Source organism: Micromonospora sicca (assembly GCF_003172935.1).
Classification (GTDB): Bacteria; Actinomycetota; Actinomycetes; order Mycobacteriales; family Micromonosporaceae; genus Micromonospora; species Micromonospora sicca.
Map to the genome: position 1 here is coordinate 1 of NZ_QGKS01000060.1, position 22,263 is coordinate 22,263.

The following is a 22,263-nucleotide window of genomic DNA, read 5'->3' on the forward strand; positions in this document are numbered from 1 at the left end:
GCAGTACCTGGGCCGGGTGCACCAGCTGGCGGGGCCAGAGCGGGCCCGGCTGGGCGTGCGGACGGTAGTAGTCCTCGCGGGAGAGGAACTCGACCGGGAGCGAGCCGGGCAGGGTGACCCGGCCCGCCGCCGGGACGGACGTAGCGCCGACCCGGGTGGCCAGCACGTCCCGCTCCGGCGGGGAGAGTTCCACCAGCTCCGGGTGCATCAGCCGGAAGGCGGCCACCGACCGGCGTACCTGCCGGGCCAGCTCGGCGACCAGCGGGCCGGGGCCGCCGAGGGCGAGCGCCGGCTGTCGGATGGTGCGCAGCGCGTCGCAGACGACCAGCAGCTCGGCGCCGCCGTCCGGGTCGTCGGCCCGCAGCTCCAGCCGGGACGGCCACTGCCAGCGGACCTGCCCGCTGGCCAGGCGGGACAGCCGGGCCGAACGCCGGTGGCGGGCGCCGGTCGAGCCGTCCCGCCCGGCGACCAGGGCCAGCTCGGACCCGCCACAGACGTACGCGACCCTACGGTCGGTGACGGTGACCGTCGCGGCGGCGGGGAGCACCCAGCTGCGGGCGCTTTCGGTGGGGCCGAGCAGGTGACCGGCCACCCGGAGTCGGTGCAGCGCGAGCACCCGCTCGCCGGGCTCCGGGACCAGCGTGTGCCGCCGGTCGAGCACGGGACGGGCGGGGTCGTCGTCGCCGTCGAAGCGGTGTGGCCCGACGAAGAAGGGTGCGGCGTCCTCCTGCACTGTCACGACCTCCCGGGCGGTTGGCGGTACGTCGAGCGTCGCCGACGACACGCTCTGTGTCATGACACCCGTTAGGGGGTCGGCCGGTCGGTCGCCGCCTGTGACCGGTAGATGCCGATCTCTTCCGGCCGGACGAGTCCGTCCTCGATCGCCCGGGCGAGCAGGGCCGCCTTGGTGGCGGCCGGTCGACCCGCCCGGGTGTATTTGATCCGCGCCCGGTCCACGTACTGCTTGACGGTGTGCTCGCTGATCCGCATCCGGCGCGCCACCGAGGCCTTCGACATCGACTGGAACCACAGCAGCAGCGCCTCGCGCTCCTTGTCCGACAGGGACGGCCGGTCCGGCCGGGGGTCGCCCACCATCGCCCCGGCCAGCGCCGGCGGCACGTACGGGCGGTCGTCGGCCGCGGCGAGCACGGTGGCGAGGCAGTGCTCGCGTCCCTCGTGCTTGGCCAGGAAGGCCACCGCCCCCGCGTCGAGCGCGGCGAGCATGGTGTCCGGGTGGGTGTGCTCGGAGTAGACCACCACCCGCCGGCCGGCGGCGCTCAGCTCGGCCAGCTTGTCGAGAACCATCCGCCCGTGCAGCCGCAGGTCCAGCAGGACCACCTCGGCCTCCGGGGCGGCCCGGAGCACCACGTCCGGATCGTCCCCGGTGGCGAGCACCCGCAGCCGCGGCTCGGCGGCCAGCCAGGCCCGCACCCCGTCGATCACCACCGGGTGGTCGTCCACGATCGCCACGCCGATCGGCGGAGCGCCGGTCACGTCTTCTGCCAGCGCGTCTGCGTCCATCTGATCTCCCCGTCCCGCTCGTGCACCTGCTCCACCGGACCCGCCTCGTCGTGGGCGGCGGGTGGACCGGTGGCGTGCGGCCGGTCGTGGTCCGGGGTGACCAGGCTGACCACCACCTCGTCCGGCCCGGCGACGACGGTCAGCCGGGCCCACCGCCGGGCGTCGGCGAGCGCCGCGGTGAGCGGGTCGGCGAGCCGGCGGCGTACCGCCACCGGCAGCTTCGGCGGCACGCCGATGGCGATGAACTCGATCGGAAGGCCGTTGCGGTCGGCCAGGTCGGCGGCGGCGCGCAGCTCGTGCAGCAGCGGGTCGGGCACGTCGTCCGATTCGGCGATCAGCCGCCGCAGCCGGGCGGCCGCCAGCACGCAGCGCCGCCGCACCTCCGGGTCGGCCGGGTCGGCGTGGCCGGCCGCGAGATCCGCCAGCACCTCCTCGGCGGTGCCGCTGACCAGGGCCAGTCGGCTCCGACGGTCCTCCCGGGCCCGCTCCGCGGCCACCCGTTCCGCCGCCACCGCTCCGGCGGCCGCGGCGGTGGCGGCCCGGTCCCGGGCGAGGGCGGCGATCGCGGCGGCCCCGACGAAGACCGCCACCGGCAGCGACGAGGTGCCGTAGACGTACATCGCGTAGCGGGTGAGGTCGGCGGGGTCGGTCGCGCCGTGCCCGAGCAGCTCGCCCAGCGCGATCACCGCGTGCGCGCCCAGCAGCGCGAGCAGCCAGCGGACCGGGCGGCGCCAGAGCACCAGCACGAAGAACCAGGCGAGCCCGCTCCACACCCAGTTCGCCGTGGTGAACAGGTACCGCTCGCCGGCCGCGGCGAAGACCGCCGCGTCGACCAGCAGCAGCACCGCCGCCAGCCGCCGGGTGGGCAGCGGGGCGCGCCGGAGCAGCCGTACGCCGGCCAGCCCGCCGACCGCCGCGGTGACCAGCCAACCCACGCCCACCACTGCGGGCGCGGCCAGGTCCGGCCAGGCGACCAGTACCGCCGGCAGCGCGATCGCCACGTGCCAGGCCAGCGCGATGGTCACCGCCGCGGCCCGGGCGCCCCGGTCGGACGCGCTCGCGACCGCGCTCGCCGCGGCCCCCGCGGCCACCCGCTCGCCCGCCGCCCCGGCCGGTCCGCCGGGGAGCCGCGGGCGGCGGGCGACGTCCCCCGGCGCGCCGACCGAGGGGCCCAGGTCAGCCGACACCGGGCCACTCCAGCCGGATCCGGGTGCCCGCCCCGGGGGCGGACACCACCTCGGCCCGCCCGCCGACGGTCGTCATCCGGCCGCGGATCGACTCGCGCACCCCGTACCGGTGGGGCGGGACCGTGGCCGGGTCGAAGCCGGGACCGTGGTCGGCGACCTCGACCACGACGGCGTCGGCGTCGCGGGCCAGGCACAGCGTGACGGTCGCGCCCGGCGCGTGGCGGGCCACGTTGGACAGCGCGGCGGCGGCGCTCTCGGCGAGCGCCTCGGCGACCTCCGCCGGGACCGCGCACGGCGCCAGCGTCGCGCTCACCGACAGCTCGGGCAGCCGCGCGAGGACCGCCCGCAGCCGGTCGTCCAGCCCGGTCGGTCCCGCCGCCGGCGCCGACCGGGCGTCGGCCAGGGCGGCGAGGGTACGCAGGTCGGCCGCGCACCGGTCGCGCAGCGCGGCCGACGGGCCGGCGACCGCACCGAGCCCGACCATGGTCAGCGTGGCCAGCACGGTGTCGTGCAGGTCCCGGTTCTGCCGTCGCTCCGCCTCCCGGGCCGTCCGGGCCACCACCGCCGCCCGGGCCAGCCGCTGGTGGTCGGCGAAGGCCCGGTCGGCGTGACCGATCCGCCGCCGCATCACCGCCGTCATCACCGCCGCGCAGCTGGTCTGCACCAGCAGCGTGGCGGCGTGCGCGCGCGCCTCGACGACGTTGCCGGCGTCCGCCGCGCCGGCCACGTACCCGGCGGTGACCAGCAGCCCGGCCGGAATGGACCAGTGGGCCGGGGCGGTGGCCTGGGCGTTGATCACGGTGGTGCTGGCCAGCACCGCGATCCAGCTCCCCTCACCGGGCAGCACGTCCGGCGCCACCAGCCACGGGATGAGCAGGCAGGTCGCGGTGGTGAGCGCGACGTCGCCGGCCGCCAGCGGCCCGGTCACGCCGGGCCGCAGGGCCCGGACGGCGTACCAGACCGACCAGGCGGTGAGCGTGGCGACCACCGGGACCAGCAGGGCCACCCGCACGGGCGGCGTCCGGACCGCGAGGGCGGCCACCGCGCCGACCAGACCGCAGGTCAGCCGGAGCAGCGCCGGCAGGGTGGTGAAGACGAGGTCGAACGCGCCGCCCGCCGGCCGGTCCCACAAGGACGGCGGCGAGGTCGGGGCGGCAGCGACCGGCATCGGGGGAGGTGTCCTTCCGGCAGCGACCCGGTCGGGTCCGCACGGCGTAGATCGACGCCGGAGAATAACATGTTGTGCGGCAACTGGTCACCTTCGGTACGCGGCGCGTCGCCGGCGCGTTCCGACGTCGCCGGGTCGGTGCGCAATGCCGCGCGGCCGCCAAGCTGGTCCGCAGCCCCACCCTGGGCCTCGCCCTCGCCGGGATCGGCGACGCGCTGCGGCTGGCCGCCACCCTCGACCTGCCGCCCGACGTGGTGGACGAGCTGATCGCCGCCGGCCCGCTCGGCGCGCCGCTTCGGATGCGCGACGCGTCAGGCGGGGGCGACCGCGAGCAGGTGCGAGCTGGCCCCGATCACCGCCGGGTCCCGCTCGAACGCCGCCGCGCAGTCGATCGCGTCGCGGAAGAGCCGGTCGTCCGGTCCGACGTCCAGCGCGTCCAGCAGCGGCCAGAGTGGTCCCTCCACCCCGTACAGGTCGGGGGTCGGCAGGCCGGCCGCGGTGAACTCGTCCACCACCTGCTCCGGGCGGTGGAAGTAGGCGGTGGTGAAGCCGGTCTCCGGGTCGTTCACCCCGCTGGCGTACGTGGCGAGCAGGCTCGGCCGGGTGCGCTCGTCCACCACACCCTGCCGGGTCAGATCCATCAGCGCGGCGTTGCGGCTGATCACCGCCGCGATCACCGGCCCGCCGGGCCGGGTCAGCCGGGCCGCCTCGCGCAGCGCGGTCACCCGGTCCGCCCGGTCGGTGAGGTGGTAGAGCGGACCCAGCAGCAGGGTCGCGTCGACCGAGTCGTCGGGCAGCGGCAGGTCCCGGGCGTCGCCCACGCTGGCGACGATCTCCGGGTGGGCGTCCCGGGCGGCGGCCACGTGCGCCGGCACCAGGTCGACCAGATGCACCCGGTGGCCGGCCGCCGCGAGCCATGCCGCGTACGCGCCGGGGCCCCCGCCGACGTCGAGCACCGAGGCCGGTGGCGCGGGCAGCAGCCGGGACAGCAGGTCCCGGGTACGCGCCGACTCCAGCCGTCCCTGCGGGGCGCGGTGCAGCCGCTCCGCCTCGGCGTAGACCTCGGTGTAGTACCGCCGGATGTCCGGCTCGGCCGGTCGATGATGTGGCATCCGTCGATGGTGGACGGCGGCGGCGCGGCCGTCATCCGGTTTCCGGCCGCCCGCCTCGAGGTGGGCGGCCGGAGGCTCGGTCAGGCCGGGCAGTTGTGGTACGCCGCGACCCGCCACCCGTCGTCGCGTCGGGTCAGCACCCAGGTGGCGCGGCGGAGCCGGTCGGCGGGGAGCGTCTCCTCGCCGGGGAGCAGGAAGCCGCTGCGGCTGACCACCACCGCCGCGTCGTCCCCGACGAGCCGGACGCTCTCCGGCTCGTCCACCGAGGTGGAGCCCCGCAGCGGGCCGGCGAAGGCGCCCGCCAGGTACCGGCGGACCTCCTCCCGGCCCTGGTGGAACACCCCGCCGGGCAGCACCACCGTGGCATCGTCGGCGTAGCGGTCGGCGAAGGCATCGGCGTCGTTGGCCGCCCAGGCGGCGACGAGGGCGTGCAGCACCTCGCGTACCGCCCGGTCGTCGCGAAGGTGCATGGTTCCGGTGTTCGTCATGGTCGTCCTTCCGTGGTGTGGGCCTCGCCGGTACCTACTCGGCGTCGGGCGGCAACTCATCGGTCCGCCGGCGATGACTTCCGGCGACCGGGCCGGTAGGTATGTGCAGGGCAGATCGGAAGGGACGGACCGGTGACCGTGATCAGCGAGGACTTCGACCGGCGGACCCGCCCGTACCGGCGGGAGCTGCTGGCGCACTGCTACCGGATGCTCGGCTCGGTGCACGAGGCCGAGGACCTGGTGCAGGAGACGCTGCTGCGGGCCTGGCGGGCCTTCGACCGGTACGACCCGGACCGGGCCTCGCTGCGGACCTGGCTGCACCGGATCGCGACCAACGCCTGCCTCACCGCGCTGCGCGGCCGGGCCCGGCGGCCGCTGCCGTCGGACCTCGTCGCGCCGAACCCCGACCCGGACGGTCACCTGGTGGTGGGGGAGGTGCCCTGGTTGCAGCCCGTCCCCGACGCGCTGCTCGACCCGGCCACCGTGGTCGTCGCCCGGGGCAGCCTGCGGCTCGCGCTGGTCGCCGCCCTGCAACTCCTGCCAGCCCGGCAGCGGGCCATCCTGATCCTGCGCGACGTGCTCGGCCAGTCGGCCGCCGAGGTCGCCGAGACCCTCGCCACCACGCCGGCCGCGGTCAACAGCGGGCTGCAATGGGCCCGCGCCCGGCTGGGCGCGGTCGCCGTACGGGAGGAACAGGTCGCCGAACCGGCCGACCCCGACCGCCGGGCGCTGGTGGACCGGTACGTGGCGGCGTTCGAGCGGGCCGACGTGGCGGCGCTGACCCGGCTGCTCACCGCCGACGCCGTGCTGGAGATGCCCCCGGTGCTCAACTGGTATGCCGGCCGGGAGCGCTACGGCCGGTTCATCGCCCGGGTCTTCGCCATGCGCGGCACCGACTGGCGGATGCTGCCCACCGCCGCCAACGGCCAACCCGCGCTGGCCGCGTACGTGCGCGACGGGAACGCGTACGTCCCGCACACCCTGCAGGTCCTCACCGTCGACCGCGGCCGGATCAGCCGGAACGTCGTCTTCCAGGATCGGGCGGTGTTCGCCGCGTTCGGATTGACCCCGTTTCCGGCCACCGTGCCGGTCAGTTGACCGGGAGCGCCTTCGTGCCGCCGCCCTTGATCGACCGGGTGACCTTCTTCCCGCTCGACCAGTAGAAGCAGCGCACCCCCCGGTCACCGCGCGCCCAAGCCTCCTCCGACGGCAACTGATACGACGTCCCCGTCCGGTACCGCAGCATCCGGTCGACCGGGACCTTGGCGTACCGGGCGACGACGGTGCGGCACCCGGCGTGAATGGACTCCTGGTGCCGGCCGGCGTCCGCGTACCGGCCGTCCGGTACGGTCCACGCGCCGACGTACTCGAACTGGTGGGCCGTGGCGCAGCCGACCTGCTGGAAGTTGCCCCACCGGTCCTCGGTCAGGCAACCGAACGCCAGCGGCGACGGGCGCTTCAGCGCGTCGCGCAGGCTGCCGGTGTGCTGGATCGCATGGTCGTTCGGGTGATCCCGGAACGTGCCGCCGTCCACGGTGTCCAGTTCGAAAAGGTCACAGCGGTACCACCGACTGCCACCCGTCCAGCCGGGGGGCGACGGCGGCACCACCTGCACCGACAGCCGGGCCCCCCGCCAGTCGCCACCGACGAACGCCGTCGCCTTCGCGTCACAGTCGGCGAACGCGGGACGGATCGCGGCGGAGCCGACCGGTGGCGGGGTCGGGCGCTCGGCGAGTGCACCGGTGAAGGTGCCGAGGTGGATGGTCTCCACCAGGTGCGCCCGGCCGCACTCCACCGGCTGGTAGCTGGTCAGGTAGCTGCTCGGCTCGGCGATCAGGTGGCAGTCGCCCACCTTCGGGGTGAACTGCTCGACCTTGCCGACCGGACGCCAGTCGTCGGTCAGGTCGCCGTCCGTGCCGGCCGGCGTGCCGCACCCCGCCAGCACCACCATGACCAGGGCGGCCCACGCCGTCACACCGCGCCACCGCTTCATGCCACTCTCCCAGCCCCCCGTGCGAACGCGGGCAGCATACGTGTCCGCCGGCCGGCCGGGGTTCCGCGCCCGCCGCCGACGAGGTGACGTACGTCGCTGGGCCTGGTCATGACCGCGTCCTCCCAGCGCGTCGGTGCTGCCGTCGCCCCGGCTTCCGTCGCCGCCCGTCGTGGGGCGGCCATCCCACCGTGACGGTGTGACATCTGGTGGAGGCCCGGCGCTGAGGGGCACGAGATGAACGCACAAACTCTTCGACCAGCTGACCTGGGGCGTCGCCGACTGATCACTCAGCGGCGTCGGCGTCGGTCCGCGGCAGCGGCCGGCCGCACCCGCCCGGCCGTGGGTCACCGCGTGCGTACGTCCCGGTTCCCGGCACCCCCCGCCGGGGACACCGCTGCACCGGAGGCACGCCGGGTGGCACGTCCGTACTTCCATCCCCCAGACGGAGCTGCTCGATGCTTGAGACCGCCCTCGCGAAACTCCTCACCCTGAAGGTCGGCGCCACGGCGCTCGCCGTCGCCGCCACCGGTGGCGTGGCGCTCGCCGCCGCGACCGGCACGCTGCCCGACCCGCTCACCGCGCCGAGCGCGAAGCCGGCGGCCCACGCCACCGGCAAACCCGCCGACAAGGCCGACCAGGGCAAGGGCTCGCCGGCCGAGGCGAAGGGCTCCCCGTCGCCGAACCTGGCCGGCCTCTGCCGCGCCTACCGGGCCGGCGCCGGTGACAACCCGGGCAAGGCACTGGAGAACCCGGCGTTCCGGGTGCTGATCACCACCGCCGGCGCGAAGGAGCAGGTGGCCGCGTACTGCGACACGCTGCTGGCGACCGAGAAGGGCAAGGCCCGGCCCACGGCCACCCCGAGCCACCCGACCGGCCAGCCGCAGACCCGTCCGACCCCGGCGAAGACGGAACGCCCCGAGGCGCCCGGCGGCCACCAGCGGACCGCTCCGCCCACCAACTGACCTCCGGCACCGGGCGGGCACCCCCCTCCACCGCCCGGTGCCGGCACCGCGGCGTCCGCACGGATGACCCTCCCCCCGGTCATCCGTGCGGCGTCGCGATCCGCGTCCGCACCGGGCGCGGCGCGGCGGCGGCCGGGTCCCACGGCCGCCGCCGCGCCACAAATCGTCCGCCTGCTACCGACGGTCCGCGGCGCCCGCCGCGTCGGCCCGGCCGCGCAGCCACTCCAGGGCCGACTCGGCGTGGGTGAGCACGGAGATGTGCCCGTCCTCCGGGTACCGCCGCAGCTCCGCGCCGGGACAGATCCGCGCCAGCCACTCGCCGTGCGCCGCCGGCACGACCCCGTCCCGGCCGCCGTGCAGCAGCAGCACCGGCGCCGTGATCCGCGCCGGGTCGAATCCCCACGGCGACACGTACGCCAGGTCGTCGTCGATCAGCCCGCCCGGGCCGGCTTGGATCGCCGGACCGACGACACTGTCGAACCAGGACCACTCGCCGGCCAGGGCGGCCAGGTCGGGCGGGGTGAACGCCGGGTCGTACTCGACGCCGGAGGCCTCGAACTTCTCCTTCGCCGCGCGCCCGGCCGCGGCGGCACGCAGCGACGCCACACCGGAGGGGACCATGCCGGCGAACCAGTCCAGCCCGTCGGCGCCGTACGGGCCCAGGCCCGCGCTGCTGACCACGGCGAGCACGCGGTCCGGCAGGAGCGCGCCGCAGGCCAGGGCATGCGGACCCCCGCCGGAGTGCCCGAGCACCGCGAACCGGTCGACGCCCAGGGCGTCCGCGACCGCGGCCACGTCGGTGGCGGCCGAGGCGACGTCCCGGTCGGGGAGGGGCGTGGAGCCGCCGTACCCGGGACGGTCGTGGGAGATCCAGCGGATGCCCAGCCGGTCGGCCGCCGCGAACAGGGGCGCGGGCGGCGCGCCGAGGTTCGGGGTGCCGTGGTGCCAGACGACGGCGAGCCGGTCCTCCCCGCCGGTGTCGTAGGCGTGCAGCGTGCGGCCGTCGGCCAGCCGAAGATCCAGCTCTGTCACCATGGCCGGAGACTAGTCGCACCGGCCGACGTGACCGCCTCGCCGGCGGGGCGGTCCGGGCCGGAAAACCCCTTGATCCGGCTGCCGGAATCCGCTGGACAGCTGTCCCATCCTGCGCCGGCTCGGCCTGCACGAGGTCAGCACCACCACGCCCTGGGTGTGGACGCCGGCGGCCTGACCGGAGGAATTACGGCGGCGTTCTTCGACCGGTACGCCCACGAGTACGACGATCGGAACTCTCCCGACCACTCCGGCTGTGGAGTTCCTGGCCGGCCGAGCTGGACCTGATGGCGCGGCTGGCCGGCATGCGGCTGCGGGACCGCTGGAACGACTGGGACTACAGCCCGTTCACTGCCGCCAGCCGGCAGCACGTCTCCGTCTACGAGCGGATCTGACCCGTTGTCGGACCAGACGTGGACCTGTCGCTGCGTCGAACGGAGCGCGAGCGAAATGCGGGTGTGCGCCGGGAGCCGCACCCCTAGGGTGAGCCGGTGACACTTGCTCATGACGTGGCCGGGAGCGGCCCGACCGTGGTCCTGCTGCATTCCACGGCCTGCGACCGGCGGATGTGGGACCCGCAGCTGCCGATCCTGGCCGACGCCGGTTTTCGAGTGGTACGCAGCGACATGCGGGGCTACGGCGACTCGCCCGTCCCCGACGGGCCGTACAACAACGCGCAGGACGTCGTAGAGCTGCTGGACCTGCTCGGCGCCGAGGAGTTCGCGCTGGTCGGGTCGTCCGGCGGTGGCCGGGTGGCGCTGGAGATCGCCGCCCGGTGGCCGTACCGGGTCACGGGGCTGGCGTTGCTCTGCACCGCGCTGGCCGGGCATGAGCCCAGCGCCGAACTCCGGGCGTTCGGCGAACGTGAGGACGCACTGCTGGAAGCCGGGGACGTCAGCGAAGCGACCGACCTCAACGTGGACACGCTGCTGGGCCCGCACGCCGACCAGGCGACCCGGGAGAAGGTACGCGAGATGCAGCGGCGCGCCTTCGACGTGCAACTGGCCGCCGTCGAGCAGTTCCCGCAGCTCCGGCCCGAGTTCGACCGCGCCGACATCACCGCCGCCACCCTGCTGATCTCCGGCGACCACGACCTGCCGGACTTCCGCCAGATCGCGCTCCGCCTGTCGAGGGAACTGGCCGACGCCCGGCACCTCGAACTCGACTGGGCGGGTCATCTGCCCAGCCTGGAGCGCCCTGAGGCGGTGAATCCGCTGCTGCTCGACTTCCTGCGGGGAACGCACGCCGGGAGTGGCCGGGACCTGCGGAGCTGACGGGAGTGCGCGCGCGATCAACGTGCCCTCCGACGTCGAGGAACTGATCGACAAGCGGCGGGGCGATGCTCGTTCGGCGTCGATGACCAGCACCAGGTGACTGAACCGCGAACCAATGGATGGCTGGCATGGTTGGCGGCGCTGAGGCGGATCTCCTCGCGGCCGCCGTCTATCCTGCGCGCATGCTGATCACCGACCAGGACGTGGCTATCGCGGCAGCGCAAGCGGGAGCTGCTGTCGTGCGGGCCAGGTACGGGGCCTCGCTGACGCGCTTCGAGAAGTCCGCGGGTGACTTCGCCACTGCTGCCGATATCGAAGCGGAGAATGCGGTCCTCGACGTTCTTCGCTCCGCGCGGCCGGAGGATGCCGTGACCGGTGAGGAGAGTGGACGCACGGGCGCCAGCGCCGCGGAGCGGATGTGGTTGGTCGATCCCCTGTGCGGCACGCTGAACTATGCCGTGCGCAACATGCTGGTCGCGGTGAACGTCGCGCTGCGGACGGGTTCGACAGTCACCGTGGCGGTCTCAGCTGACCCGTTCGCCGATGAGGTGTTCTGGACTGACGGCACCAGCGCACACGTGCGCCGCGACGGTGTGGACGAGCAGCTCAGGCCGTCGGCCGAGTCGCGGTTGGTGGATGTCAACCTCGATCCGCCGTTTCCGAACGCTCCCCGCTTCCGGGCTGTGCGGCTGCTCGCCGACACGGGGTTCGTCGAGCGGTTCCGCCCACGCGTGGTGTCCACCACCCTGGCGGTGGCCTGGGTGGCAGCCGGCCGACGAGCCGCATACGTCACCGATGGCGACCTACGGGACAGCGTGCATTTCGCCAGTGGGATCGCCTTGTGCCAGGCCGCGGGATGCGTGGTGACCGGCATCGAGGGACAACCGCTGCACACCGGCGTGGGCGGGCTCGTCGTGGCGGCCGATCATCAGACGCACGCCGCCTTGCTGGCACTGTTGGGCAACCAACTCACACCTGTTCGTTGATCAGCGACTTCCCTGCCCGCAGGCAAGCAGCGCTGACCGGTAGGAGACGGTGGTGCGCCCGGCAGGATTCGAACCTGCGGCCTTGGGATTAGAAGTCCCCTGCTCTATCCGCTGAGCTACGGGCGCGCGTCGTGGGTGTCGCGCCAAGAGGGTACCGCCGCCTCCCCGGCGACCGGGGGAACGGGTGGTCGCGGCCACGTCGCCGATCAGCGTCGCACGGCACACCCCTCGGTGGCACCCGGGTTACCCCGGTCGGCAGACGGGCGGCCGCCATGATCCGTACCCTCGGCCTCATGCTGCTCGACCCGGAAACCGAGAACGACATCGCCTCCGAGCTCTGCAAGCTCCTCGGCCGCGCCATCCTGCCGGTCGGCCAGCTCGACCGGCCGGGTGCCGCCGCCCGGGGCTTCGGGACGGCGTTCTTCTTCACCGAGCTGGTCACGGCCACGGACGGCAGGCAGTTGGTGCGCGAGTACCTGCTGACCGCGGACGCGATCACCCGGGCACCGTACGGGGAGATCGGTGTGCGGCCGAGCGTGACCGAGCCGCCGGGGGCGGCGTCAGACGGGATCCTGCTGGCGGACTTCGCCGCGCAGTGGGTCCGCTGGCCGGAGGTCGGGCTCGCCGCCATGCTCGCCAAGGATCTGCACGAGTACGCCGGGGACCGAGGCTGGCAGTGGCGGACGCAGCCGGTGACCGACGCGGTGGCGGCGCCCGCCGACGCCGTCGCCCGGATCGGCACTGCCCCCGCGTCGGCGTTCGTGCTCGCGCTCGGCGTCGCCACGGACGGGTCGCGGCCGTTGGAGGTGGTCATCGAGCGGCTGGTCCGCGACGGTGACGACATCCGCGTCACCACGGAGCTGCCCGACGGTTACGTCGGTGCCCCGGTCTTCGGCGTCGAGGAGACCGCCGGCGGCGACCTGGGGGTGCACTGTCTGGGTCTGGTGCTGCCCGGCGGCGGCGGCGGCCACCGGGTCGCGACCTTCGACCGGATCCGGGCGGTGCTCGCCGCGGTGTCGCCGGGCGCCTGAGGGTCAGCCCTCGGCGGTCGCACCGGCCCGGTCGTCGACCGGCCGCCGGGCCGCCGGCGGCCCGTCCGGCGTCGCCGGGGTCGGGCCGGCGCCGAGGAAGGCCTCCGCCCACCGCCCGGCCTCGGTGAAGACCTTTTCCCGTACGGCGGGGCTGGAGAGCGTCAGGTCGTGCAGCCCGCCGTCGAAGCGGGCCAGCGTGACGTGCCGGCCGAGCCGGGGCGCCCAGCGGACCATGTGCTCCACGTCGAGCACGGCGTCGGCGAGGGTGGCCGACTCGTGCCACCTGGTGCCGCGGAAGCTGCGGGTCGAGCAGGCCAGCAGCACCGGCACCGGGATCTCCAGCCCGGCGCGGAGCTGGCGCTGGGCGGTGCGGATCGCGTTGAGCCACCCGGCCCGCACGGGGAACCCGGCGAGCGGCTTCCAGGTCAGGTCGTAGCTCCACTCACCCCGGTGGTCGGCGTGCAGGCTCTCGCCGTACACGGTGCCGAGCCCGAACGGGAGGATGCGGTGCGGCGCCCTGCGGCCCAGCCGGGAGACGGCGGCCGCGAGGGGCCGACGGACCAGCCAGGGCGCGTTGATGTCGAAGAAGGGGCTGTTCAGGAAGAGGCCGTCGACCAGGCCGTCCGCGCGGCGGGCGTGCGCCCACAGCGAGATGATCAGGCCGCCGGTGGAGTGGCCCATGGCGAGCAGGGTCTCGTGCCCGTCGTCCTCGCGGATGATCTTCGCGGCGGCGTCCAGCTCGGGGAAGTACTCGCTCAGGTCCTGGCAGAAGTTCGGGGTCTGGTGCGGCAGCAGGCTGCGGCCGTACTTTCGCAGGTCGAGGGCGTAGAAGTCCCAGCCGCGCTCGGCGAAGAAGTCGGCGACGTGGGTCTGGAAGAAGTAGTCGACGAAGCCGTGCACGTAGAGCACCGCCCGCCCGGTCGGGCGGTCGGCCCGGCGGCGGATCAGAGTCGCGACGACCGGTCCCTCGCCGTCGGTGCCCAGGTCGATCGTCTGCCGCTCGTACGGCGGTCCCAGCACGTCGGGTTCCACGAACGCGACGGTACGCCGCGAAGCTACCCGGCGGTAGCCCCCGCCCGCCCCGTCCGCAACGCGCGGACGGGGCGGGGCCGTCTCAGATGCTCTCCGCCCGGGCCCGGTCCGGGTCGGCGGCGGGCAGCTCGTCCGGCTCTTCGGCCTGGTCGGGGCCGCTGTCGGGCCGGCCGTTGTCCCGCAGGTGCTTGTTGTGCCGGGGCTCCTGCCGGGTCTTGGCGTCGTTCAGCCGCCGCCGCAGGTCGTCGCGGACGTCGTTGAGCGCGGCGGGCAGGTCCTCCTCGCTGGAGGCCGTGACGATCTTCTGCCGGCCGGCACCCGGCCACGGTGGCGGGGTTCGGCACGGCGCTCATCGCCGGACCTCGCCCTCGGCGCGGACGGGGCCGGTCGTACGGGGTGAGCGGAGGATCATCTCGGGGGCCTTTCTCTCGGTTGATCAAATCCATACCCCGTCGGCGTGCGTCCGGAACCGCTCGGCGTGGGTGGCCCGTCCGGCGATTCCGATCATGGTGCGGCCCGGGCCGGCGCCCCGGGGCCGGTGGGCCCCAGCAGACCGGACCTTGATCAGGCCGTTGTCCACAGCCGGCCGCGTCGTCCACAGCCCCAGCCGGTGGGGGTGACGGTGGCGAGTCCGCTGGCCCAGGCTCGGCGTCGAGTCGACTCGCCACGGCAAGCCCCGAATCTCCCCTGGAGGGACGATGTTCGATACGTACGTCACCATCGTCGGCAACGTGCTGACCGCGCCCGAGTGGCGCCGTACCACCCAGAGCAAGACCCTGGTGGCCAACTTCAAGGTCGCCTCGACGGCTCGTCGGCTCGACCGGGACAGCGGCCGCTGGGTCGACGGCAACCGCCTGCGGGTCCGGGTCAACTGCTGGCGCAAGCTGGCCGAGGGGGTGGCCGCCTCGGTGATGGTCGGCGACCCGGTGGTCGTCGCCGGCCGGCTCTACACCCGCGACTGGACCGACGACGCCGGCAACCACCGCACCCTCTACGAGCTGGAGGCCGTCGCGGTCGGGCACGACCTGTCCCGCGGTCGGGGCCGGTTCCTGCGCAACCGGCCCAGCGTGACCACCAGCACGGTGGAGGACGCCGAGGCGGAGCGGCGGGTGCACGGCGAGGCCACCGAGCCGGTGCCGTCCGCCCAGGCGCCGGCCTCCCTCGACGACCGGCCGTTCGACGACGAGGTCGAGCTGCCCGGGTTCACCGCCGCGCAGGCCGGGCCCGGCCTGCCCGACCTGGACCTGGACGGCCCCGCCGGCGGGGAGTTCGGCGCGGTGACCGACCCGTTCGACGACCGGGCGGACGGCGCTGGGGACGACGACGAGGGCGCCGACGAGCTGGCCGCCGAGCCCGACGACGCCGGGCCGCCCGACGAGCTGGACCCGGTCGTGGACGACCCCGCGACCGTCGGCCCGACCGGTCGGGGCCGCCGGGGTCGGGGGCGGACGCCGGTGCCCGCCTGAACCCTGGGGTCGTGCACGGGGGAGCGGGGTGGCGACGCGAGGGTGGTCACCCCGCCGTACGGCTAGGCTGACCGGCCGGAGGTGGTGACGGGTGCGGCAGGCGATCGCGACGGCGAACGCGGCAGGACTGGTGGCGGGCTACGCCCTGGACTCGCTCCTCGGCGATCCCCGCCGCGGGCATCCGGTGGCCGGCTTCGGCCGGGCGGCCGGCGCGCTGGAGCAGCGGCTCTACCGGCCGGACCGGGCGGCCGGGGCGGCCTTCACCGCGCTGGCCGTGGGCGCCCCGGTGCTGCTCGGCGTCGCCGCCACCCTGGCCACCAGGCGGCACCCGGTGGCGCGGGCGGCGCTGGTGGCCGCCGGCACCTGGACGGTCCTGGGCGGCCGCACCCTGCGGCAGGAGTCGCGGGTGATGGGCCGGGCGTTGCGCCGGGGCGACCTGCCCGCCGCCCGCCGCCGGCTCGGCCACCTCTGCGGCCGGGATCCGTCCACACTGGACGAGTCGGAACTGGCCCGGGCCACCGTCGAATCGGTCGCCGAGAACACCTCCGACGCAGTCGTCGCACCCCTGGTCTGGGGCGCTGTCGCCGGGCTGCCCGGCCTGCTCGGCTACCGCGCGGCGAACACGCTCGACGCCATGGTGGGACACCGCTCGCCCCGCTACGCCCGGTTCGGCACTCCGGCCGCCCGCCTGGACGACCTGCTCAACCTGGTGCCCGCCCGGCTGACCGGGCTGCTCTCCATCGCCGTCGCGCCAACCGTGCACGGCGACCCTGGCCGGGCCTGGCAGGTCTGGCGGCGGGACCGCAACGACCATCCGAGCCCGAACGCCGGCCAGTGCGAGGCGGCCATGGCCGGCGCGCTCGGCGTCCGGCTGGGCGGGCGCAACGTCTACTTCGGCCGGTCCGAGGTGCGCCCGTGCCTCGGCGACGGCCCCCGTCCCGAGGCGCGGCACCTCAAGCGGGCCGCCCGGATCTCCGGCGCGGTCGGGTTGGCCGCCCTCGGGATCGCGGCGGCCTATCCGCTCACGGCGGGTCGGCTGGTCGGCGCGGTCGGGCGGTCCGCGCTGCACGCCGTGCGGGGCGGCGTGGGCCGGGCCGGGGCCACGCGGGAGAGCGGACGGTGAGCGGCGGGCTGCTGGTCGCCGGGACCACCTCGGACGCCGGCAAGAGCGTGCTCACGGCCGGCATCTGCCGGTGGCTGCACCGGCAGGGCGTGAAGGTCGCGCCGTTCAAGGCGCAGAACATGTCCAACAACTCGGCGGTGGTGGTCGGTCCGGACGGGCGCGGCGGCGAGATCGGCCGCGCCCAGGCGATGCAGGCCGCCGCCTGCGGCCTCGCCCCGGACCTGCGCTTCAACCCGGTGCTGCTCAAGCCCGGCAGCGACCACGCCAGCCAGGTGGTGCTGCTCGGCGAGGCCGTCGACACGGTCACCGCCGGCAACTATCGGGAACTGCGTCCCCGGCTCGCCGGGACCGCCTTCGCCGCGCTTGCCGAACTGCGGGCGGCGTACGACGTGGTGATCTGCGAGGGAGCCGGCAGCCCGGCGGAGGTCAACCTGCGGGCCGGCGACTACGTCAACATGGGGCTCGCCCGGCACGCCGGACTGCCCACCATCGTGGTCGGGGACATCGACCGGGGCGGCGCCTTCGCCTCGATGTTCGGCACGGTGGCCCTGCTCGATCCGGCCGACCAGGCGCTGATCGCCGGCTTCGTGATCAACAAGTTCCGCGGCGACCTCGGGCTGCTCCAGCCGGGGCTGGACATGCTGCACCGGGTCACCGGTCGGCCGACGTACGGGGTGCTCCCCTGGGAGCTGGACCTCTGGCTGGACGCCGAGGACTCGCTCGCCTACGGCCGGGTGCTCGGGCGACCGGGCGCTCCGTACGGCACGGAGTGGCTGGACGTGGCCGTCATCCGGCTGCCCCGGATCAGCAACGCCACCGACGTCGAGGCGCTCGCCACCGAGCCCGGCGTCCGGGTCCGGCTGACCGTCGAGCCCGCCGAGCTGGCCGCCGCCGACCTGGTCGTGCTCCCCGGCTCCAAGTCCACCGTGGCCGACCTGGCCTGGCTGTGCGAGACCGGGCTGGCCGACGCGGTGCTGGCGCACGCCGCCGCCGGCAAGCCGCTGCTCGGCATCTGCGGCGGCTTCCAGATGCTCGCTCGGGCCATCCACGACCCGGTCGAGAGCCGTCAGGGCAGCGTCCCCGGGCTGGGCCTGCTGCCCATCGAGATCACCTTCGACCCGCGCAAGACCGTCCGCCAGTCCACCGGCACCGCCGCCGGCGACGTCCCGGTCCGCGGCTACGAGATCCACCACGGGTACGTCTCCGCCACCGAGCCGGCCCTGCCCCCGCTGCTCCACCACGCCGACGGCAGCGCCGAGGGGGCGCTCGTCGGCGCGGTGCACGGCACCCACTGGCACGGGGCCTTCGAGTCCGACGGGTTCCGTCGCCGCTTCCTCACCGAGGTGGCCCGGCTCGCCGGGCGCACCGGCTTTCGGGTCGCCCCGGACACCGCGTTCACCAGGTCGGGGACATGGGGCTGTCCGACGCCGGCCGATCCCGCCAGGTCCGCGACGTGTCGATCAGGCGGCGCCGGATCGCGCGGCCGCGCCGGTAATCAGTAGCGGACGTCGGCGGGGCGGTCCGACATCGGCAGCCCCGCCTCCCGCCAGGCCTGCACGCCGCCGATCATGTCCGTGGCCCGGCGCAGCCCGACGGCCTGGAGGCTGGCGGCGGTGAGGCTGGAGCTGTAGCCCTCCCGGCACACCACCACGATCTCCCGGTCGTAACCGGTGGCCTCGGGGATCCGCCACGCGCTCGCCGGATCGAGCCGCCACTCCAGCACGGCCCGGTCGATCACGATCGCCCCGGGCAGTTCGCCCTGCTCCCGGCGCTGCGTCTCGGTACGCGTGTCGACCAGCAGTGCGCCCACGCGGACCGCCTCGACGGTCTCCTGCGGGGTGAGCCGGTTCAGTCCGGCCCGGGCCTGTTCCAGCAGGGCGTCGATGCCCGGACTCATCACGTCATGCAGCACCTCCCGATCATGCCGGTGGCGTCGCCGCTCCACCCGGCGAACGGCCCCGGCGGCCCGCAGGTTCCAGCGGACGGGGGACCACCGGCCAGCGCGAGCGACGACGGGGCAGTCGGCGGGCCGGCGGTGACGGCGGGTGGAGGCCGGGGGAGCGGCGGTCGGCGACGCCGGCGGGCACTAGCGTCGGGCGGGTGACGGTGGCGGTGGTCGAGGCGTACGCCGAACTGGCCCGGCGGGTGCTCGCCCGCCCGGCGCGGTTGGGGCGTACCCGGATGGTGGCCGTCGACGGGCCGAGCGGCGCGGGGAAGAGCGTCTTCGCGGCGCGGCTCGCGGACGCCCTCGCCGCGCTGTCCGGCGGCGGGCGGCCACCCGTGGTGCGTACCGACGACCTGCTGGACGGCTGGGACGACCAGCTCACCTTCTGGCCGCGCCTGGAGGAGTGGGTGCTCGCGCCGCTGCGGGCCGGGCGGCCGGGCGCGTACCGGCGGTACAGCTGGGTGCGGCGCCGCTTCCTGCCCCGGGAGGTGCCGGTGCCGGTCGGTCCGGTGCTGGTGGTGGAGGGGGTCAGCGTGGCGCGCGCGGCGGTGCGGCCGGAGCTGACCCTGTCGGTCTTCGTCACCGCGCCGGCGTCGCTGCGGCTGTCCCGCGCGCTCACCCGGGACGGGTCGGAGATCCTGCCCGAGTTGCGGCGCTGGCACGCCGGCGAGCGGGCGCACTTCGCGGCCGACGGCACCGAGGCGGCGGTCGACCTGGTGGTCGACGGCGCGCCCGGTCTCCCGCACGACGCCACCCGCTACTACGTCCGCCGCCCCTGACCGGCCCGCGCCGGCGGCCGCGGGCGGAGCGGGATCCGGGTCCGGGCAGGAGCGGTCTCCGCGCCCCGGGAGGCCACCCTCGGCCGGGGAACCGCTGATCGTGCGGGCGGTCGGGCACCGGGCGGGGCGGGCTCGGGAGAGCCGCGGGGTAAGGTCGTCATACGATGCCGGTCATGACCACACCGATCATGTCCGAGTCCGAGCTGCGGGCCGCCGTCGAGCGTGAACTGCCCGGAGTCCGTGCCGACCTCGAACGTCTCGTCCGCATCCCGGGCATCGCCTTCGAGGGCTTCGACCACTCGCACGTGGAGCGATCGGCCGAGGCGGTGGCCGAGCTGCTGCGCGGCTGCGACCTCGACGTCAAGATCGTGCGCTCCGGCGGCCAGCCGGCCGTGATCGGCAAGAAGCCTGCCCCGCCCGGCGCGCCCACCGTGCTGCTCTACGCCCACCACGACGTCCAGCCGGTCGGCGACCGGGCGCTGTGGGAGTCCGACCCGTTCGAGCCGGTCGAGCGGGACGGCCGCCTCTACGGTCGCGGTGCCGCCGACGACAAGGCCGGCATCATGGCGCACGTGGCCGCGCTGCGCGCGTTCGGCGACCGCCTCCCGGTCGGCGTGGTCCTCTTCATCGAGGGTGAGGAGGAGTACGGCTCCGACTCGCTGGAGCAGCTGCTCGCCGAGCACCGCGACGAGATCGCCTCGGACGTGATCGTGATCGCCGACTCGGGCAACTGGGACATCGGCGTGCCGGCGCTGACCACCTCGCTGCGCGGCATCGTCAACTGCTTCGTCGAGGTCCGCACCCTGGAGCACGCGGTGCACAGCGGGATGTTCGGCGGCGCCGTGCCGGACGCGCTGACCGCGCTGGTCCGGCTGCTGGCCACCCTGCACGACGACGCCGGGGACGTGGCCGTCGAGGGGCTGGTCGGCCGGGAGGGCGCCAGCGTCGACTACCCGGAGGACCGGATCCGCGCCGAGTCCGGCCTGGCCGAGGGCGTGCGGTTCATCGGCACCGGCCGGATCACCGACCGGCTCTGGACCAAGCCGGCCCTCGCGGTGCTCGGCATCGACGCCCCCGCCACCGGGGAGGCGCCGAACGCGCTGGTCCCGTCCGCGAAGGCCAAGCTGAGCGTGCGGCTGGCGCCGGGCGACGACCCGAAGAAGGCGTACGCGGCGCTCCGCGCCCACCTGGAGGAGCACGCCCCGTGGGGGGCGCGGGTGACGGTGACCTTCGAGCACGACGGCGACCCCTGCGTCATCGACGCCACCGGGCCGATGTTCGACGCCGCCCGTTCGGCCTTCCGGGGCGCCTGGGACGGCACGGACCCGGTGGACATCGGCGTCGGCGGGTCGATCCCGTTCATCGCCACCTTCCAGGAGATGTTCCCGCAGGCGGCGATCCTGGTGACCGGGGTGGAGGACCCGCACGCCCGGGCGCACGGGCCGAACGAGAGCCTGCACCTGGGCGAGTTCGCCCGGGTCTGCCTGGCCGAGGCGCTGCTGCTGGCGAAGGTCGCCGAGGCGGGCACGAGCCGGAGCTAGTGCTCTGACCACAAACGTTGGCCGGGTTGGTCGGGGTTGGGAAAGTGTCGTAGGGGTGGTGTTGGCTTCGGTTCGTGCCTCGTCGTCGGGATCCGGCCTTGCCGCGGGTCGTGCATCGCACCGCCCGGGTTGCTGTGCGGGTGACGCCGGGGCAGCGGCGGCGGTGTTTCGGGTTGCTGCGCTCGGCCGGTGATGTGTGGGCGTGTGTGTTGGAGGTCAACGCGTGGCGCCGCCGCGGCGGCGCGCCGCTGGTGGGCTATCAGCGGTTGTGTCGGGAGCTGTCCGCGTCGGGGCCGGGCACCTTCGGCGACCTGGGCACCACGGGTGCCCGTTCGGTGTTGCGCCGGTTCTCTGATGCGTGGTTCGCGGCGGCGAAGCGCCGCCAGGCCGGTGACGTGTCGGCGCGGTTCCCGCGTCGTCGGCGGGGGTTGGTGCCGGTGCGCTGGTATCACGGCACGTTCACCCTCGACGGCCGGCGGGTGCGAGTCCCGACCGCCAGAGGCACTGCCCCGTTGTGGGTGCGTCTGGCGCGGGAGGTGCCGTATCCGGTCGAACAGGTCCGCTCGGTCACCCTGCTCTGCGAAGGCGGCCGCCTGTTCCTCGACGTCACCGCCGAGGTGCCGGTGGCGGTCTACCCGCCCGGCGAGGAACCGGACCCGGCCCGGGTCGCCGGGGTGGACCTGGGGATCATCCACCCCTACGCCGTGGCCGGCCCCGACGGGGAGGGATTGCTGGTGTCGGGGCGGGCGATCCGCGCCGAGCACCGCATGCACCTCGCCGACACGAAAGCCCGCCGCCGTGCCGTGGCCCGGCGGGCGCCGAAACCTGGCCAGAAGGGATCCCGGCGGTGGCGCAAGTACCGGCGTCGGGCACGCCTGGTCGAGGGCCGGCATCGGCGCCGGGTCCGCCAGGCCCAGCACGAGGCCGCCCGCAGCGTCGTGTCCTGGGCCGTTCGCCAGCGGGTCGGTGTGCTGCACGTCGGTGACCCGCGCGGGGTGCTCGACATCGACGCGGGGCGGCGGCACAACCTGCGGTTGCGGCAGTGGCAGATCGGCCGGCACCTGCAGGTCCTCACCGACAAGGCCACCCTCGCCGGCATCACCGTACGGCTGGTCGACGAACGCGGCACCTCCTCCACCTGCCCCGCCTGCCGAAGGCGGGTGCCGAAACCCCGCGGCCGGACCCTGTCCTGCCCGCACTGCGCATTCTCCGGCCACCGCGACCTGGCCGCGGCCGCCAGCATCGACCCGCACCCCGGGCGGCGGACCCACCACCCCGGCAGCGGTTGTGCTGCCGGAGGTGGTCACGCACCGTCGAGCCGGCCGGCACCTACCCGGTGCCGGCCGGTCCCGACGTGACCCCCGCCGCCCACCCCGGGCGGCGCGAGGATCAGTTGGCCCGCGGAGGCCCGCCCCACCACCCGATGGGGAGTCGCTCGCCCAACAGGCGAGGATCCACAACACCCACCGCAAACCCGGTGAACGTTAGTGGACAACGCACCAGTGAGGCTCCGCCTCGGACCGCCGAGGTGGGTGGTTGGGCTGGTCGGGCCGCTGGTGGTGGGTTCATCCTGGCAACCGTAGGTGCGGTTGCGGAGGATGGTCATGGCCTCGCGTGTGGTGA

Annotated in this window: 21 protein-coding genes, 1 tRNA gene and 1 pseudogene; 11 read left to right on the plus strand and 12 right to left on the minus strand. The window is 75.1% G+C overall.

The window, feature by feature from the left end; translation table 11 throughout:
* The 6 genes from DKT69_RS01260 to DKT69_RS01285 form a co-directional block, all read right to left on the minus strand.
* The coding region (locus DKT69_RS01260) for a hypothetical protein (protein ID WP_109799782.1) at window positions 1-733 on the minus strand (733 nt) is incomplete at its 3' end.
* Window positions 734-804: 71 nt separating this feature from the next.
* Window positions 805-1,521 (minus strand): response regulator, encoded by a 717-nt coding sequence (locus DKT69_RS01265; protein ID WP_109799771.1) that lies wholly within the window; start codon window positions 1,519-1,521, stop codon window positions 805-807.
* Entirely contained in the window at window positions 1,491-2,612 is a 1,122-nt protein-coding gene (locus DKT69_RS01270; RefSeq protein ID WP_236647254.1) for a hypothetical protein, read from the minus strand. Before DKT69_RS01270 ends, DKT69_RS01265 begins: the two co-directional genes overlap by 31 nt.
* Window positions 2,613-2,697: 85 nt before the next feature.
* Window positions 2,698-3,876, minus strand: a complete 1,179-nt coding sequence (locus DKT69_RS01275) for a sensor histidine kinase (protein ID WP_109799772.1) — start codon at window positions 3,874-3,876, stop codon at window positions 2,698-2,700.
* Between the two features lie 311 nt (window positions 3,877-4,187).
* Complete coding sequence (locus DKT69_RS01280; RefSeq protein WP_109799784.1) at window positions 4,188-4,988, minus strand: class I SAM-dependent methyltransferase; 801 nt, start codon at window positions 4,986-4,988, stop codon at window positions 4,188-4,190.
* 80 nt (window positions 4,989-5,068) lie between these two features.
* On the minus strand, window positions 5,069-5,476 hold the full coding sequence (locus DKT69_RS01285; RefSeq protein ID WP_161557746.1) for an SgcJ/EcaC family oxidoreductase: 408 nt from the start codon (window positions 5,474-5,476) through the stop codon (window positions 5,069-5,071).
* 132 nt (window positions 5,477-5,608) lie between these two features.
* On the opposite strand from DKT69_RS01285, the gene DKT69_RS01290 reads away from it, so the two are divergent.
* Window positions 5,609-6,574, plus strand: a complete 966-nt coding sequence (locus DKT69_RS01290; protein ID WP_236647250.1) for an RNA polymerase subunit sigma-70 — start codon at window positions 5,609-5,611, stop codon at window positions 6,572-6,574.
* On the opposite strand, the gene DKT69_RS01295 is transcribed toward DKT69_RS01290, so the two are convergent.
* Complete coding sequence (locus DKT69_RS01295; RefSeq protein WP_109799774.1) at window positions 6,567-7,469, minus strand: septum formation family protein; 903 nt, start codon at window positions 7,467-7,469, stop codon at window positions 6,567-6,569. The genes DKT69_RS01290 and DKT69_RS01295 overlap by 8 nt on opposite strands.
* A gap of 455 nt (window positions 7,470-7,924) precedes the next feature.
* Between DKT69_RS01295 and DKT69_RS01300 the strand changes: the two genes are divergently transcribed.
* Entirely contained in the window at window positions 7,925-8,431 is a 507-nt protein-coding gene (locus tag DKT69_RS01300; RefSeq protein ID WP_109799775.1) for a hypothetical protein, read from the plus strand.
* A 174-nt stretch (window positions 8,432-8,605) separates the two neighbouring features.
* Here the strand turns inward: DKT69_RS01300 and DKT69_RS01305 are convergent, their stop codons facing one another.
* Window positions 8,606-9,466: an alpha/beta fold hydrolase gene (locus DKT69_RS01305; RefSeq protein ID WP_109799776.1), complete on the minus strand. Its 861-nt coding sequence runs from the start codon at window positions 9,464-9,466 to the stop codon at window positions 8,606-8,608.
* A 488-nt stretch (window positions 9,467-9,954) separates the two neighbouring features.
* On the opposite strand from DKT69_RS01305, the gene DKT69_RS01315 reads away from it, so the two are divergent.
* A complete protein-coding gene (locus DKT69_RS01315; RefSeq protein ID WP_109799777.1) occupies window positions 9,955-10,737 on the plus strand; it encodes an alpha/beta fold hydrolase in 783 nt (260 codons plus the stop codon).
* A 182-nt stretch (window positions 10,738-10,919) separates the two neighbouring features.
* Window positions 10,920-11,723: an inositol monophosphatase family protein gene (locus tag DKT69_RS01320; RefSeq protein ID WP_109799786.1), complete on the plus strand. Its 804-nt coding sequence runs from the start codon at window positions 10,920-10,922 to the stop codon at window positions 11,721-11,723.
* Between the two features lie 50 nt (window positions 11,724-11,773).
* Here the strand turns inward: DKT69_RS01320 and DKT69_RS01325 are convergent.
* A tRNA-Arg gene (locus DKT69_RS01325) sits at window positions 11,774-11,849 on the minus strand.
* A gap of 146 nt (window positions 11,850-11,995) precedes the next feature.
* Here DKT69_RS01325 and DKT69_RS01330 point away from each other — a divergent pair.
* On the plus strand, window positions 11,996-12,754 hold the full coding sequence (locus tag DKT69_RS01330; RefSeq protein WP_236647252.1) for a hypothetical protein: 759 nt from the start codon (window positions 11,996-11,998) through the stop codon (window positions 12,752-12,754).
* 3 nt (window positions 12,755-12,757) lie between these two features.
* On the opposite strand, the gene DKT69_RS01335 is transcribed toward DKT69_RS01330, so the two are convergent.
* Both DKT69_RS01335 and DKT69_RS01340 read right to left on the minus strand, forming a co-directional pair.
* Complete coding sequence (locus DKT69_RS01335; protein WP_201749431.1) at window positions 12,758-13,786, minus strand: alpha/beta hydrolase; 1,029 nt, start codon at window positions 13,784-13,786, stop codon at window positions 12,758-12,760.
* Window positions 13,787-13,868: 82 nt separating this feature from the next.
* A pseudogene (locus DKT69_RS01340) lies at window positions 13,869-14,102 on the minus strand (HPF/RaiA family ribosome-associated protein); the annotation flags it as partial.
* Between the two features lie 382 nt (window positions 14,103-14,484).
* Between DKT69_RS01340 and ssb the strand changes: the two are divergent.
* The 3 genes from ssb to DKT69_RS01355 all read left to right on the plus strand — a co-directional run bounded on the left by ssb (window position 14,485) and on the right by DKT69_RS01355 (window position 17,877).
* A complete protein-coding gene (ssb, locus tag DKT69_RS01345) occupies window positions 14,485-15,252 on the plus strand; it encodes a single-stranded DNA-binding protein (RefSeq protein WP_109799778.1) in 768 nt (255 codons plus the stop codon).
* A 103-nt stretch (window positions 15,253-15,355) separates the two neighbouring features.
* Window positions 15,356-16,375 carry a cobalamin biosynthesis protein gene (locus DKT69_RS01350; RefSeq protein ID WP_438361791.1) on the plus strand — a complete coding sequence of 340 codons (1,020 nt, stop codon included), beginning with the start codon at window positions 15,356-15,358 and terminating at the stop codon, window positions 16,373-16,375.
* Window positions 16,372-17,877, plus strand: coding sequence for a cobyric acid synthase (locus tag DKT69_RS01355; protein ID WP_236647253.1), 1,506 nt, complete (start codon window positions 16,372-16,374; stop codon window positions 17,875-17,877). Before DKT69_RS01350 ends, DKT69_RS01355 begins: the two co-directional genes overlap by 4 nt.
* Here the strand turns inward: DKT69_RS01355 and DKT69_RS01360 are convergent.
* Entirely contained in the window at window positions 17,871-18,272 is a 402-nt protein-coding gene (locus DKT69_RS01360; protein WP_109799789.1) for a rhodanese-like domain-containing protein, read from the minus strand. The two genes, DKT69_RS01355 and DKT69_RS01360, sit on opposite strands and share 7 nt — an antisense overlap.
* Before the next feature lie 203 nt (window positions 18,273-18,475).
* Here DKT69_RS01360 and DKT69_RS01365 point away from each other — a divergent pair, with 203 nt between their 5' ends.
* From DKT69_RS01365 to DKT69_RS01375, 3 genes are all read left to right on the plus strand, one after another.
* Complete coding sequence (locus DKT69_RS01365; RefSeq protein ID WP_109799780.1) at window positions 18,476-19,099, plus strand: uridine kinase family protein; 624 nt, start codon at window positions 18,476-18,478, stop codon at window positions 19,097-19,099.
* 188 nt (window positions 19,100-19,287) lie between these two features.
* Window positions 19,288-20,640, plus strand: a complete 1,353-nt coding sequence (locus DKT69_RS01370; protein WP_201749434.1) for a dipeptidase — start codon at window positions 19,288-19,290, stop codon at window positions 20,638-20,640.
* Window positions 20,641-20,780: 140 nt separating this feature from the next.
* On the plus strand, window positions 20,781-21,998 hold the full coding sequence (locus tag DKT69_RS01375; RefSeq protein ID WP_255420173.1) for an RNA-guided endonuclease InsQ/TnpB family protein: 1,218 nt from the start codon (window positions 20,781-20,783) through the stop codon (window positions 21,996-21,998).
* The last annotated feature ends 265 nt before the right edge of the window (window positions 21,999-22,263 follow it).

What these genes read in the sequence shown, in the direction of transcription:
- DKT69_RS01360 (WP_109799789.1), bottom strand. Translation starts at nt 18,272, where the DNA reads ATGAGTCCGGGCATCGACGCCCTGCTGGAACAGGCCCGGGCCGGACTG.
- DKT69_RS01300 (WP_109799775.1), top strand. Translation starts at nt 7,925, where the DNA reads ATGCTTGAGACCGCCCTCGCGAAACTCCTCACCCTGAAGGTCGGCGCC.
- DKT69_RS01285 (WP_161557746.1), bottom strand. Translation starts at nt 5,476, where the DNA reads ATGACGAACACCGGAACCATGCACCTTCGCGACGACCGGGCGGTACGC.
- DKT69_RS01265 (WP_109799771.1), bottom strand. Translation starts at nt 1,521, where the DNA reads ATGGACGCAGACGCGCTGGCAGAAGACGTGACCGGCGCTCCGCCGATC.
- DKT69_RS01280 (WP_109799784.1), bottom strand. Translation starts at nt 4,988, where the DNA reads ATGCCACATCATCGACCGGCCGAGCCGGACATCCGGCGGTACTACACC.
- DKT69_RS01295 (WP_109799774.1), bottom strand. Translation starts at nt 7,469, where the DNA reads ATGAAGCGGTGGCGCGGTGTGACGGCGTGGGCCGCCCTGGTCATGGTG.
- DKT69_RS01330 (WP_236647252.1), top strand. Translation starts at nt 11,996, where the DNA reads ATGATCCGTACCCTCGGCCTCATGCTGCTCGACCCGGAAACCGAGAAC.
- DKT69_RS01320 (WP_109799786.1), top strand. Translation starts at nt 10,920, where the DNA reads ATGCTGATCACCGACCAGGACGTGGCTATCGCGGCAGCGCAAGCGGGA.
- ssb (WP_109799778.1), top strand. Translation starts at nt 14,485, where the DNA reads ATGTTCGATACGTACGTCACCATCGTCGGCAACGTGCTGACCGCGCCC.
- DKT69_RS01370 (WP_201749434.1), top strand. Translation starts at nt 19,288, where the DNA reads ATGTCCGAGTCCGAGCTGCGGGCCGCCGTCGAGCGTGAACTGCCCGGA.
- DKT69_RS01305 (WP_109799776.1), bottom strand. Translation starts at nt 9,466, where the DNA reads ATGGTGACAGAGCTGGATCTTCGGCTGGCCGACGGCCGCACGCTGCAC.
- DKT69_RS01275 (WP_109799772.1), bottom strand. Translation starts at nt 3,876, where the DNA reads ATGCCGGTCGCTGCCGCCCCGACCTCGCCGCCGTCCTTGTGGGACCGG.